Origin of the sequence: Vibrio cyclitrophicus, assembly GCA_023206055.1 — a bacterium.
GTDB classification, from domain to species: Bacteria; Pseudomonadota; Gammaproteobacteria; order Enterobacterales; family Vibrionaceae; genus Vibrio; species Vibrio cyclitrophicus_A.
In genome coordinates this window covers 1,710,376-1,723,526 of the sequence record CP065366.1, presented here as the reverse complement: position 1 = coordinate 1,723,526, position 13,151 = coordinate 1,710,376, and the positions used below count along the sequence as shown (strand labels likewise).

Here is a 13,151-nt window from a genome sequence, read left to right as displayed (position 1 = left end):
AGGAAAATGAACCTTTCTCAACTAAGCCAAGAAATCTACGATCACCTTTACCGCGACATTGAAGAGTTCCGCAGTACTTTTGATCTGCCTGTTGCTGCTCCTGAAACAATGGACGAAAAGGGCGATACGCTACATACCTCTCTAGCGATCGAAGAACTGACAGAACTTGCAGAAGCTGACTCTAAAATCGAACAAGCGGACGCTATTGTAGACAGCGTTTATGTTTTGATGGGACGCTTGGTTCACCTTGGTCAAGCTAAGGTAGAAGACAACCTAGCAATCAGCTACCTGATCGACCTACTGTTGAATGTTTCTAAAAACCGTTCAATTGACTTCTTACCGTGCTGGGACGAAGTACACTCGAGCAACATGAGCAAAGTATGTCGCACCGAAACAGAATACGCTGAAACAGAAGCTTTCTATGCTGAGCAAAACATCAAGCTGATGGCTGTTCAGAAAGGCGAATACATCATTGCAAAGTGCGCGGAAGATTTCGTATCTGAAGGCAAGACAGTTCGCCAAGGTAAAGTACTAAAATCAGTACACTACCGCCCTGCGAACCTTGAGCCACTAACGGCTTAACTAAGTTTGCGACTGAACTAAGGTTATGGCTATAGTTGTTTAAAGCACCAGCGAACTAAAATAGCAAACGCCACGTTTAAATAACGTGGCGTTTTATTATCTGTCAGTTAATTTTAGCTGTGTCTGATGGCAACTGCGTGTAAATTGCAGCCGTGTGTTAATTTTACCTGTTTTAGTTGTAATCGAATGTTATACCAGTCGCGCCATGTGATAAGCCGCCACATATTCGCCATTTCTAAAAGCGAACCCTGCAGACTCTCCTTCAATCACGAAACCGAACTTCTTATACAGGCTGATCGCTCTTTCGTTATCGGTATATACCGTGAGCTCCATTCGCTTAATGTTAATCCAGTTATCACACAAGTCGATCGCGGTCGCGAGCAGTTGACTACCAACGCCTCTACTTAACACATCGTCTTTAACACCCATACCAAATGAAGCGACATGTCGTCTTCTTGGGTTCACACACACTTCCATTCCCAAGTTGCCAACAATCTCATCGTCGATCATCGCGACATACGAGTACACGTTGTCAGGCATGTTAGATATTCGTTTTTGCCAGCTTTCCAGAGATGGATTTGGGAGTTGCAGCGTACCGGTATAAGCATTAGTGCATTCGTAAACTTCTTTGATTCCCTTTGCATCCGACGGTTCAGACCGTCTCACTATAATACTCATCGCAACTCCTACTATTTTCATCGCTAAATATGAAACACATCCTTAATGTGCACCTAGACACATTATCAAATAGTAAATATTTAACAATAGGTTAGGAAAGATTGTTTTGATTAAATCTGATATAGAGTTGAGATACTGGTGTTCTGAAAAGAATGCAGTTCACTCGACTCGAATTTTACCATTTTGTTCTACGAATAAAGAACTAAGCCTTACGCAATTTAGGAAGGATAATAAATCAAACCACTGATTTTAAAGGGATATAACTTGAGTGACCACCAATACTAAGCACAGCACGACCGTTGAATAGAAGGTTAATGCAAAACCAAAAGCCCTTGCCGGTGCTCCATGACTGTAGCCTTTGAAAAAGAAGATACGCCCCATAAAAAACAACACTGAACACACGAGTCCCGCCGATAACCAAGCGTAGGGCATCAACAAACACCACGCCGTATACACACCGACTGCAATAACTAATTGCTCTAAGGTATTTTGAAGCATGCTTTGCAAAATGATGGCTCGCTTTGTGCCGGACGTTAACCCACTGCCATCGATATCTTCTGGGCTGAAGAACCGATACTTGGCTAAACGCCCAATAGAGACGATTAACATCAAGGTCGGCAGTATCAGAGAAAGCCCTAAAACTGTCACCCTATCTTCTAGCATACTGGCTTGGGCGTAATTGAAGGGGTCTAAAACGATCGCTGCCCAGATTGCAACAATGGCGGTTAACATAGCCAACGCCATTCCTTTAAAGACTCCAACTTGCTTACTGGTTAGTTCCATAAAACCCTCGCCACCCATTGAACAGATTTACAATTATTACTTATCGACCAGTTGATGTTTGTGACGCTCTTTTACTATATGGAAGGATAAAACCAACAGAAATCAAACCTATTTCGTTTATTAAGCCTTTCCAATAAAAAAAGACACCACACTCGTCAAAAAGTGTGGTGTCTTGGTTATTACTTTAAAGCTAATTAACTAACGATAGCTAAGATTAGTTAGCTGGACGCCAAACGCCCCATTGGTCGTTTTCGTAGGTCGCTTTAGGGTTTGTACCACCTTGAACCCACCATTGTGCTTTCCATGACTGGTTCGAGTAAGTCACGACTTCGCCACCAAGGTAAGTCGCAGATGAGTCCCACGTGCCTGGATCTGGCGTAGGGTCAGGAGTCGGATCTGGATCCGGCGTTGGATCTGGGTCTGGTGTTACGCCACCGTCATCAGCAATCACTTCGAACGTGAAGGTTTCAACACTTTCGCTTTCAATAGAGCTAGCAATGAATGACAAAGTTTCGTTCGCCGTAATTGCAGTCGTGTCTACAACAATTGAAGCCGTACCATTGTTTTGAATGCTAACTGCAGAACCTTGAGTTTGTGTTAGGTTTGCTGCTTCGCTCGTTGCAATCACAACTTTGTCGCCAGCATTAACCACATTATCACTCTTCACTAGCTCGTAGATGTCGCCTTTTAATGGCTCAACACCGCCGTCACCACCTTCAATCAGTGTTAACTGACCAGAAGCACGGCTATCTTTTGAGTTAAAGAAGTTACGTGAAGGATCGTTTTGGAAGTACATGTAGTGCTGCATTTCGGCGTGCCAGTCACCGATGAAGATCGCACCGTCTTTAAACTCTTCGTGCCAACCGTTGATTTCCGAAGCTAGCAGACGAGCCCAATCATTCACGTTGCTCGCATCAATAACGATGTCGAAGCTACGTGCTACTTCACCGTATTTGTTGATGATGTCGTACTTAACTGTATCGCCAATTTCTGGTGTTCCAAATTGGTCTGAAACAAACAAGTCGCCACGAACTAGATCCGGTTGTGGTGTAGGATCTGGCGGAGGTGTTGTACCACCCGCGATAGTAATGTCTGAACAGTTGTAGAAGCCTTCGCCTGCTGCATCGTCACGTTGCCAACGTACATATAGGATTGCATCGCCAGAGCGGTCTGAAGGAATAGTCACATTGATACGGTATTTGCCACCGTTTACAGGGACATTACCCACTTCTTGGATAAGATCTAAGTCACCCCACGCTAGGCCTTTACTTAGGTCTGCGTTCGGCTTCGTTAGGTAAAACTCCCAAAATGAAGGGTTGTGTGGCGCAGTCGCGTTGAATACATATTCAAATGTACCAGTGCTTAGCTCGGTACGAGTCCAACCAGTATGAGGCGCACCCATGCCGCGCTTTTGCGAATCGTTGGCATAACATAGCGTGCCGTCAGGAATCGCCGCTTTTACAGCATTGAAATTGTTGAAATCTTGGATATTTTTCGCGTACTCGTTACGTTGAACGAACGGGTAAGAGCCAGAAATATCTTTCGCCTGAGCACATGCTGCATTCGGTGGTGCACCCGACCAAATCCCGCCTTGCTCGTAACACGTGTTCTGACGTGCGCTTGGAAATTCAGACCAACCATGAGCATTTGCCACTGAAGGCACACTCGATAGCATAGCCATACCTACTGCTACTTTTAGAATATTATTATTTATTGTTGTCACTTTCCCACTCTCTATTATTTTACCCTGCGCACTACATCAATTGGTCACTTACCAATCAAAATTGCAGTTCGAGGGTTTATAGTTTTTGTTTGAAGAACAACGAAAAATATATACGTCAATTTTATCAATAACAGCGAGTTTTATATTCATAGGAATCAGCATCACACAACTCAAACAAATGCATTGTAGATAGATGATGTTGCTTCGAATTATTGGATCTCAGTATTCCGTCTTGATAGAGGAAAAACCATCCGAGATGCATAAAAAAGCGACTTAATGATTAAGCCGCTTTAGGGATATGCACTACACGTCTTGTCGAAATGAACGTTAGTTAAACTGAAGGAAAGGAATCAATAACGGCGGTATCCACAGCACCCAATAAAGGTTGAGTTACGGTAGAAACAATAAATGGGAACGCTATTTTAAAGAATCTTTATGAATCAGTGTCATTTTTGGCCAAACTCAGTTTCAAACGGTATTTCTAGATAGCTAGCCGCTTCTAACAAGCTCTTGGTGTAAGGGTCACTTACGTGTTTCAGATTTCGCATATCATCGACTTGCTCGACGATTTGGCCATCTTTAAAAAACATTAAACGATCACAAAGAAAACTCGCGACAGCAATATCGTGTGTGATAAACAAATACGAAATCTGGCGCTCTTGTTTGAGTTTTTGCAAGAGGTCGAGAACTTGTACCTGAACAGATACATCTAAAGAGCTCACCGCTTCATCAAGCAAGATAAACTTAGGGTTGGGCGCTACCGCTCTTGCGATACACACACGCTGTAATTGTCCACCGCTGAGTTGATGTGGATAACGGTCAAGCATGTCTGCATCTAAGCCCACTTCTTCAAGTAGCAGAACCAAGTGGGATTCTCGTTCTGCCTTACCCACCTTTTCGTTAATCAAAGGCTCGTTGATGATCTCTCGAATCGTCAATCGCGGGTTCACCGAGGTGTTGTAATCTTGAAATACCACACTCATTACTTGGTGCATAGGTAGGTTCGAAATAGCGTTGCCAAGTACCACCTCGCCACTGTCGGCCGCTTCTAGACCAAGTATGACTTTCCCTAGTGTACTTTTGCCACTGCCCGATTCGCCGACCACGCCGACACACTCACCTTCATTAACCGTGATAGACACACCATTGAGTACATTTTGGTAGCTAGGAAAAAACCAACTATCGTCGTTTTTGAATGCCTTGGTGACGTTCTTTACTTCAATCAACATTAGCAGCTCTCCATGACAGATTTAAATCGATTTACTAATGCCATACGAGTATCCACTAAGTAACGCGTGTGTTTGCTTTCTGGTTGAGTGAACACCTTGCGAGTAGCGCCGTACTCAACCACTTTGCCTTGATTCATAACCATAACGTTATCTGCAATATGAGAAACCAAACTCAGGTCGTGGCTAACGAAAATTAGACTGGTACCAAACTGCTCTCGTACAAACTCTAGCTCCTTAACCACTTCTCGTTGCGAGATATAATCAATCGCCGTTGTGGGCTCATCGGCAATAATCAGCTTGGGTTTCAGCACCAATGCCAATGCCACCATAATTCGTTGCAGCATGCCCCCGCTAAGTTCATGCGGGTACTTCTTAATTAAATCGCGGACTGATTTCAGGTTGACACGAGTCAGCACATCGCAGAACAGATCAATAGCCTCTTTAGTACTCATTGACTGGTGTTGCTTTATGGTTTCGACAGCTTGATTGCCAATCGTGAACAGTGGATTGAACGCCGTCATTGGGCTTTGCATGATCATCGAGATCTGCTCACCCCTTAATTGACGACGCTGCTTCTGAGGCATATCAAATAGATTCTTGCCTTCAAACAGCGCATCACCCGAAATAGAGAAAGAGTCGTTCAACAAGCCGTTAATCGCATTGCAGGTCAGGCTTTTGCCGCTACCTGATTCACCCAAAATACCCAAACATTGATCTTCTTTGAGTGTAAAGCTTACATCAGAGACTAGATCTCTGTGTGTCGGTTTATGTAGCGCGACGCTAAGATTTTTAACTTCTAACATCATCTTTGCTCCGTTCTTGGGTCTAATACATCACGTAAAGAGTCACCAAGTAAGTTACAACACGCCACCACAACCATGATTGCAATCCCGGGGATGACCATCTGCTCAGGATTAGAGAAGAGAACTTCTTTGGCATCACTCAACATTGCGCCCCACTCTGCCGTTGGAGGCTGTACACCTAAACCAAGGAAAGACAGTGTTGAGATGCTCAATATAATCCAGCCTAGATCTAGAGTCGCAAGAATGATGACCTCAGCAGCGATGTTCGGTGCTAAGTGCTTACGAAAGATAAAACTTTGAGGTGTCTTAACCGTACGTGAGTACAGGATGTAGTTTTGGTGGTTAAACGAAATCACTGAGCTTCGAACAATACGCACATACCATGCGATTTTCGCAATAAAGTTCGCAATTATGATGTTGAAAATACCCGGACCCATGATGCCCACAATACTCAAAACAATAATTTCATACGGGAATGACAACATGACTTCGCAGCCACGCATGATCAATGAATCGACCTTGCCTCGCATGTAACCAGAAACCACACCAATGAAGCCGCCGACGACTGCCGTAATAACCATGGTTAATAGCGAGTAATACAGCGTGGTACGAATACCAAACAACAAACGAGAATAGATACATCGACCCAAATGGTCAGTGCCGAGTGGGTACTCCATCGACATAGGCATCATAGAGTTAATCACATCCGCCAAGTTAGGATCGTGCAGCGCAAGGTAAGGCGCAAAAGCCCCCATTAAGCAGATAGCCGTTAAGATAAACAGGCAAACAACAACGGTCTGATTGGAAAGTAGGCGTCTTATCATGAGTTCTTCGCTCCTGACTTGAGACGGGGATCGACCACCGTATGTAAAATATCAATCAGTAAATTAGACACAACAAACAAGCTACCCATCACCAAGATATAAGCTTGGATAATTGGGTAATCACGATTGAAAATCGCAGCCAAAGCGAGTCGTCCTAAACCAGGTATCGCGAATATACTTTCGATAACGACGGTACCGGCAATCAAACGAACGATGCCGATGCCTAGTGCTGTCATTGAGGTTTGTAGCGAGTTTTTAAGAAGGTGCTTCCAAACGACACTGTGCTCTGAAATACCACGAGCGCGCGCGTAATTCACATAGTTGTGATTCATTGAATCCAACATAGAGTTACGGATCAGGCGGATGTACGTAGCAACATAAGCCATACACAGAGTTACTGACGGTAAGATGAAATGGCTGAAAGTGGTCGCACCGCTGCTTGGTAACCAATATAGATTGATTGAAAACACCCAAATTAGAATAAAAGCCAACCAGAAGTTGGGCATTGCGGTACTAGCAAAAATAAATACTCGGACGATGCGATCAAACCAATGATCTTTATACACGGCGCTGAGCACACCCATAGGGATACTGACACACACCAACAAGATGAGTGATAACCCTGCAAGTTTCAGCGTGTATGGGAAGCTTCGTGCAAGCTCTTCAGAAACCAGTCGATTGGTATTGGTGTACGAGATACCAAAGTCGCCTTGCACAGACGATACTAGCCAATCGGTATAACGGACTAAAAACGGACGGTCTAACCCAAGCTCTAAGCGAATTTCTTCAATGGCTTCTGGACTTGGCGTGGTGTCATTGACACGCAGTGCCACTTCAGCAGGGTCTGCTGGAATAATATTAACTAAGGCAAACGCGATAAAAGAGACAAAAAACAGTGTCACACTCGCACTCAGTAATCGCTTTAGGATGTATTTAGCCATTCGGTTACTTTCTTAATATAAACAGTAAGCAAAAAGACTGACACCCCGAAAAGAGCGTCAGTCAATAAGCTAATCAGTGGTAAAGGGAACAGACAAAGAGTATCTATTACTTACTTTACTGACATACGTTGCAGCGGGATTTCAAATTGAGATGGGTTAAAACCAACACCTTCTACACGCTTGTTGAATACCGCACGGTTTTGCTCGTAGCTGATCGGAATGTAGATCGCTTGTTCGTGCAGTGTTTTCAGTACGTACGTGTAATGCTCTTGACGCTTGGTTTCATCAATAGCTTCCAACGCTTCTAAGATGTGGTTATCAATCTCAGCTTTTTGTGGAATGCCTTGTTGTGCCGCGTAATCGCCATATACCGGTTTACGCATACCACCAAGGAACGATTGAGGGTCGTAAGGCGTACCCCAAGAAATATTGAACGACAAATCAAACTCACCTTGTTTCAGGCGATCGCGGTGTGCTTGTTCTTCTTCACCAACGATGTTCATCTTTAGGCCAACCTTCGACCATTCACTTTGTAAGTACTGTGCGATAGTACGCTCTACGACTTTGTCACTGTCATAAGAAAGCGTGATTTCAAATGGTTTTCCGTCCAACTTACGAGTCTTGCCGTCTTTCTTCCAGCCGGCTTCATCCAACAGTTTTTCAGCTTGAGCAACGTCATATTGGTATGGCGTCAGTTCGATATCAGCGTAAGGGACATTCTTCGCAAGCAAAGTGTCCGCTGGCTTTTCTAAGCCCAACATAATGCGTTCTGCGATGATTGATTTGTTGGTAAGGTGGCTCAGTGCCTGACGAACTCGAGTATCACTTAGGTTTTCGCTAGTCGAGTTCAAAATCAACATACGTGTCGATACTGGCTCAGAAAGCTCTGTGCCAAAACGCGGATCTTTCTCAAACTGTTTGTATGACTGCGCGCTAACAAGTTGTAGGCCGTAAACCATATCGATTTCGCCACTGCGTAGTGAAAGCAGACGCGATTGATTGTCTGGAATTACCTTTGCCACGATCTTATCGGCTTGTGGTTGTTCACCCCAGTAGTTTTCGTTTCGCTCGAACGTTGCGCGTTGGTCAACCACGTTTTCTGTCAACACATAGCTACCAGTGCCTACATAGCAGCTAGCGCCATTCTTGGTGGTTCCGTCTTTAAAACATTCTGGAGAAAGGAAACGAAATGGACGAGTTACACCAAGCTCAACAAGGAATGGGTAGTATGATTCAGCAAACTCAACCTCAATTGTGTGGCTATCTACCACTCTGACACTCTCTTTGCCTGTCTTCTCAATTTCCACCATCAGGCGGATAGACTCAAGCCATGTATGGCGATTAGCGTTATCCAACAGCGCATCGAAGTTCGCTTTCACAACATTGGCGTCAAACGGCTTGCCATCAGAAAACGTGACATCATCACGTAGTTTAAATGTATAGGTTTTACCATCCTCTGAAGTGCTCCAGCTTTTCGCCAACCAAGGTTCAAGTACACCATTTTTGCCAAGGTGTACTAGTCCTTCAAAGATAAGATTTTGTGCAAAGATCTCACCACCGTAAAGGTGTGGGTTTAGGTCACGGATATCACGATAGTTTGCAAAAGTAAGAGTACTCTCCTCAGCAAACGCATTTTGAACAGGTATAACAGCAGAAGCAGCAACAGCTAAAGTAGCGATAAGTTTTTTAAACGGCATAAACAAACCTTAATGGTAATGATAATTATTATGATTAACTAATTTGATAGTACTATAACGATAAATATCATCAAGAGTTAGTGACACATTCATTTTTCTTATTGTTTGTTTCAACAATAAGAATGATGTCGTTAGAAAATTTGGTGATGATTTCGTTTGTTCTATTAAATGCAGCGACAACAAGACGGCGTATGTCCCCTAATCATGTTGCCAACAAAAGCCACGCATAGGCGCAGAACACATAAACGTCTTGAGGACGAATAGATGCGACGATGATGGACTAATAGATAACGATACTTTTGAGGCTAAACGTATGGAGGCGAACGAGTACGAGGCAGTTCGAATATGGGAAGTGATATTGAAAAGCGCGTCAACTTTTGATAAGTCGGCGCTTGAGTCTTAGTTGTAATGGGGAAACTACTGCTATGAACGGCACTTTGTACCGCGTCATAAATACCACAATGATGCTGCGCATGTATCTCTTCTCCCATTTCTAACTGGTGCACGATCGACGATATGTTCAAGCTCAAAGGAAGCATGAATAACGACAAAATCAACAATGTGCGTTTCGCAGTGCGAGAGAAAAAGTTCAGAGTGTTGGCCCTATCAAGGTAATGCTAAGGAGACTACCATTGATAAACATGCCATTTTTGTATCTAGATCAAAGTAATATCACTAATCAAAATCATTCTCATCACTATATAAACGAGAACGATGACAAACCAAAATCAGCGTAACCGCTTCTATTTATAAATCAGTAATACTGGCTAGAAGAGTATTCGAGCGAATACAGCAGGAGTTATTAAAAAACCTTCAAACGCGCAGTGATAATTTAAAGGTCCTTCTCTTAAAAAGAGTCCATCGTGTTATAAAAAGTAACGTTATTAGAAGCTACGTTATGAAAAGTGACGTTACTCGAAGACTAGATAGGTTTGACCATCTACAGAGATACTTTTTACTTCAGTGTTGAACACGGACTCTAGCTGCTCAGGGGTGAGCACTTGTTCTGCACTGCCTGATGCTTGAAGTACACCTTTGTCGAGCAACAACACTTGGTCTGCGTGTCTTAGGGTCCGGTTCAGGTCGTGGTTTGCCATAATCACAGCTATGCCCTTCTCTGCCACTCGGTCGATCAGCTTGTATAACAAGCCTTCTTGAGCAATATCCAACGGAGCTGCGGGTTCATCGAGGATCAGCAGCTTTGCGTAAGGATTAAGCGTCGGCCAGATTTGCAGACACATGCCTGCCAAGCGAACGCGTTGCCATTCACCACCAGATAGTGTCTGAATTGAACGATGAAGTTTGTCTGTGATGTCCAACATCTGACTAATTTCTTCCAAAGCTGCGTTGATTTCAGTATCAAGTCCGTGTGATGAACTCGGTAATGAGAGCGCGAGATATTGGAACACTTCTAAGTTGAAGGCTGGCCTTGCGCTTTGACAAAGATAAGCACGGTGTAATGATAAGTCTTGTAAAGACAACACAGATAAGTCTTGCCCATCGATCTTTATATAGCCTTTGTAACCATCACCAATACCCGATATCGCTTCGAGTAAGGTACTTTTACCACTGCCATTGGGACCTATAACGTGAGTTACCTGCCCTTGATTGAGCTCAAATGATAGTGGTAATAAACGAGCGCCGACGCTCAGGCTCTTAATTTGAATCATGATTTTTAATTAACATCCAAATGAAGATAGGCGCACCGATACTGGTGGTCATCACACCCAAAGGCAATTCTGCAGAATCGAGTAATGTACGCGCGCAAATATCAGCAAACACCAACAATGCAGCGCCAGCAACGGCAGACAAAGGAAGAAGATATCGGTTGTCGGTACCAATTGCTAAACGTAACAAGTGTGGCACAACCAAGCCAACAAAGCTGATCACGCCGCCCAATGCCACCGCGCAACCGACTAAAATAGACACAGCGAAGATTAAACGCCAGCGTAATCTCGGAACGTTCACACCTAACTGTGCAGCATGCGTTTCGCCAATCATTAACTTATCTAGCTTACTACCTTGCAAACACAACCAAATAATCACGGGGATCATCACTAACGTCAGTGAGTGTTGATACCAAGTCACGCCACCTAAACTGCCCATCAACCAGTACATTAATAGGCGAAGGCTGAGGTCATCACTAAAATAGAACGCCCATGTCACCATCGCGCCTGAAAGAATGCCTAACGCGACACCCACCAGCAATAATTTGGCCGTGGTCAGTCGCATCGTTTTGACCATGCTCACCAGAATCACGGTGAAACAGAGCGAACCTAAAACAGCGGCGATCATGAAGAGTTCTGGAGTCGGAGCAAACGGCAAGAAGAACAACACGACCACCATTGCTAAACTCGCGCCACCTGAAATACCGAGCACACCGGGTTCGGCTAATACATTACCGAGTAAAACTTGCAAACTTGCGCCAGACACAGCTAAACCAGCCCCGATAGCAATCGCAGCCAATAATCGAGGTAAGCGTAAATCAATCAGTAGTTTTTGTTCTAACGCGGACAAGGTGCCCAGAGGGGAAATAAAGAGATCGCCAACCATTAGGTAAATTACACTCAGCGCGACAAGCAGTGCTGTCATCAGATAAATGGCTCGGGTCCATTTGTGCTGTTTTTGGTGAAGAAGTTGTTGGAAATCCATATCAAGCTACTTTGAAATTGTTCGCGTAACCTTACCTGTATCCCTAAATAAACTCAAGGCTCACACCGTAATGTGAACCTTGATATTTCAACCAGTTGAGTGGTTGTTTTAGTCGCTTAAATCCGACTGGATATTAATCGTACACAAGCTGACCGTGGTCGAACCGTGTTTCAACTTCGCACACCATTAAGGCCGCTCGCTGACCAATGGCCACGTTTCGATTTGGGAACACCACAGCTTCGTTTTCATTCTTCGCCATTAATGGTTTATCACCATCATGACCGAACACTTCACCGTGCTTGAACGCGGTAAAATTCTCAACGTCATCAGAGAACATGAAATCAAAGTCATCGTGCAAACGAACAATCGTTCGGCTTACACGATAGGTAATGGTTTTCTTTGGCAAATGCTCGGGTTCTATTTCAGCAATCAGGTTACGCATCGCCAAGTCAAAAGCAGTGAGCTTATCAAGCTGGTTCTCACCAATTCGCGCGACCTGCCCTAGCTCCATTGTTAACGCTTGAGCGGCGAAGTTTTCGGCACTGTACCAGCTAAATGTACTGGTTGGTGCGTTCGACAACAACACCGCTTCAACGTGCGCACTATTAATGAAATCAAACAGCTCTTTATTGCGAACTTCGTGTCGAACCTTAGGACTCACCGCGAACGAATAATGCTTAGACAAGCGGATCGCACAATGCAGATCTAGATGCCAGCGAGTGGCAGGTTCCGTTTGTTTATAAAACTCAGTCACTAAGAACTTTAAGTTCTTCGCAATATCCACTTCTCGATTGCTCTCGTGCTGCTTTTCATCAAACAGACGATTCATGTTCACGTCAAGAAAACGAGTATGCGCGTTGGTTGCTTCAGGGTGAGCGATGATAAACAAGCATCTCGCGTTAACTTCCTGAAAGCCTGTTTCTATATCCTCAATGAGCTTATCGATAAGCTCCATTGGAGAGGTTTCGTCGCCATGAACACCTGTTGAAAAGATGATGTTCTTAGTTTCAGAATTATATTCCGCGGGAATCACTTCCAACACACCACGTTGATGAAGCTTAATTTGAACACCGTTGCTTAGCACGGTCTGTTCTGCAAACACTTCTTGCTCAAGATCTAGGCTGTCAAAAAGAAATGATTGGCGAAAGAGGGTCTTCGTCATGCGCTACTCCTTAATTGCACGGCCGTATGTTAATAAATTGTTCATAGAAATTGTGTTGCTAGGATCGCACTTATCAA

Annotated in this window: 13 protein-coding genes; 1 reads left to right on the top strand and 12 read right to left on the bottom strand. The window is 44.0% G+C overall.

Features of this window, described 5'->3' with window-relative positions; genetic code table 11:
• Nucleotides 1-6 precede the first annotated feature (6 nt).
• Nucleotides 7-582, top strand: coding sequence for a nucleoside triphosphate pyrophosphohydrolase family protein (locus ITG09_07750; GenBank protein ID UPR53504.1), 576 nt, complete (start codon nt 7-9; stop codon nt 580-582).
• A gap of 189 nt (nt 583-771) precedes the next feature.
• Here the strand turns inward: ITG09_07750 and ITG09_07745 are convergent, their stop codons facing one another.
• The 12 genes from ITG09_07745 to ITG09_07690 form a co-directional block, all read right to left on the bottom strand.
• Complete coding sequence (locus tag ITG09_07745; protein UPR53503.1) at nt 772-1,260, bottom strand: GNAT family N-acetyltransferase; 489 nt, start codon at nt 1,258-1,260, stop codon at nt 772-774.
• 249 nt (nt 1,261-1,509) lie between these two features.
• A complete protein-coding gene (locus tag ITG09_07740; GenBank protein UPR53502.1) occupies nt 1,510-2,061 on the bottom strand; it encodes an MAPEG family protein in 552 nt (183 codons plus the stop codon).
• 196 nt (nt 2,062-2,257) lie between these two features.
• Nucleotides 2,258-3,718: a lytic polysaccharide monooxygenase gene (locus tag ITG09_07735; protein ID UPR53607.1), complete on the bottom strand. Its 1,461-nt coding sequence runs from the start codon at nt 3,716-3,718 to the stop codon at nt 2,258-2,260.
• 494 nt (nt 3,719-4,212) lie between these two features.
• Entirely contained in the window at nt 4,213-4,995 is a 783-nt protein-coding gene (locus ITG09_07730) for an ABC transporter ATP-binding protein (protein ID UPR53501.1), read from the bottom strand.
• Nucleotides 4,995-5,801, bottom strand: coding sequence for an ABC transporter ATP-binding protein (locus ITG09_07725; GenBank protein ID UPR53500.1), 807 nt, complete (start codon nt 5,799-5,801; stop codon nt 4,995-4,997). Before ITG09_07725 ends, ITG09_07730 begins: the two co-directional genes overlap by 1 nt.
• Nucleotides 5,798-6,622 carry an ABC transporter permease subunit gene (locus ITG09_07720; protein UPR53499.1) on the bottom strand — a complete coding sequence of 275 codons (825 nt, stop codon included), beginning with the start codon at nt 6,620-6,622 and terminating at the stop codon, nt 5,798-5,800. Before ITG09_07720 ends, ITG09_07725 begins: the two co-directional genes overlap by 4 nt.
• Nucleotides 6,619-7,563 carry an ABC transporter permease subunit gene (locus ITG09_07715; protein ID UPR53498.1) on the bottom strand — a complete coding sequence of 315 codons (945 nt, stop codon included), beginning with the start codon at nt 7,561-7,563 and terminating at the stop codon, nt 6,619-6,621. The genes ITG09_07720 and ITG09_07715 overlap by 4 nt, the downstream gene beginning before the upstream one ends.
• Before the next feature lie 110 nt (nt 7,564-7,673).
• On the bottom strand, nt 7,674-9,260 hold the full coding sequence (gene nikA / locus ITG09_07710) for a nickel ABC transporter, nickel/metallophore periplasmic binding protein (protein ID UPR53497.1): 1,587 nt from the start codon (nt 9,258-9,260) through the stop codon (nt 7,674-7,676).
• Between the two features lie 305 nt (nt 9,261-9,565).
• Complete coding sequence (locus ITG09_07705; protein ID UPR53496.1) at nt 9,566-9,820, bottom strand: DUF2607 family protein; 255 nt, start codon at nt 9,818-9,820, stop codon at nt 9,566-9,568.
• A 351-nt stretch (nt 9,821-10,171) separates the two neighbouring features.
• Nucleotides 10,172-10,930: a vitamin B12 ABC transporter ATP-binding protein BtuD gene (gene btuD / locus ITG09_07700; protein ID UPR53495.1), complete on the bottom strand. Its 759-nt coding sequence runs from the start codon at nt 10,928-10,930 to the stop codon at nt 10,172-10,174.
• Nucleotides 10,917-11,912 carry a vitamin B12 ABC transporter permease BtuC gene (gene btuC, locus ITG09_07695; GenBank protein UPR53494.1) on the bottom strand — a complete coding sequence of 332 codons (996 nt, stop codon included), beginning with the start codon at nt 11,910-11,912 and terminating at the stop codon, nt 10,917-10,919. Before btuC ends, btuD begins: the two co-directional genes overlap by 14 nt.
• Nucleotides 11,913-12,045: 133 nt before the next feature.
• Nucleotides 12,046-13,074, bottom strand: coding sequence for a succinylglutamate desuccinylase (locus ITG09_07690; GenBank protein UPR53493.1), 1,029 nt, complete (start codon nt 13,072-13,074; stop codon nt 12,046-12,048).
• Nucleotides 13,075-13,151 lie beyond the last annotated feature (77 nt).

What these genes read in the sequence shown, in the direction of transcription:
- ITG09_07735 (UPR53607.1), bottom strand. Translation starts at nt 3,718, where the DNA reads ATGCTATCGAGTGTGCCTTCAGTGGCAAATGCTCATGGTTGGTCTGAA.
- btuC (UPR53494.1), bottom strand. Translation starts at nt 11,912, where the DNA reads ATGGATTTCCAACAACTTCTTCACCAAAAACAGCACAAATGGACCCGA.
- ITG09_07740 (UPR53502.1), bottom strand. Translation starts at nt 2,061, where the DNA reads ATGGGTGGCGAGGGTTTTATGGAACTAACCAGTAAGCAAGTTGGAGTC.
- ITG09_07730 (UPR53501.1), bottom strand. Translation starts at nt 4,995, where the DNA reads ATGTTGATTGAAGTAAAGAACGTCACCAAGGCATTCAAAAACGACGAT.
- ITG09_07720 (UPR53499.1), bottom strand. Translation starts at nt 6,622, where the DNA reads ATGATAAGACGCCTACTTTCCAATCAGACCGTTGTTGTTTGCCTGTTT.
- ITG09_07725 (UPR53500.1), bottom strand. Translation starts at nt 5,801, where the DNA reads ATGATGTTAGAAGTTAAAAATCTTAGCGTCGCGCTACATAAACCGACA.
- ITG09_07745 (UPR53503.1), bottom strand. Translation starts at nt 1,260, where the DNA reads ATGAGTATTATAGTGAGACGGTCTGAACCGTCGGATGCAAAGGGAATC.
- nikA (UPR53497.1), bottom strand. Translation starts at nt 9,260, where the DNA reads ATGCCGTTTAAAAAACTTATCGCTACTTTAGCTGTTGCTGCTTCTGCT.
- ITG09_07715 (UPR53498.1), bottom strand. Translation starts at nt 7,563, where the DNA reads ATGGCTAAATACATCCTAAAGCGATTACTGAGTGCGAGTGTGACACTG.
- ITG09_07690 (UPR53493.1), bottom strand. Translation starts at nt 13,074, where the DNA reads ATGACGAAGACCCTCTTTCGCCAATCATTTCTTTTTGACAGCCTAGAT.
- ITG09_07750 (UPR53504.1), top strand. Translation starts at nt 7, where the DNA reads ATGAACCTTTCTCAACTAAGCCAAGAAATCTACGATCACCTTTACCGC.
- btuD (UPR53495.1), bottom strand. Translation starts at nt 10,930, where the DNA reads ATGATTCAAATTAAGAGCCTGAGCGTCGGCGCTCGTTTATTACCACTA.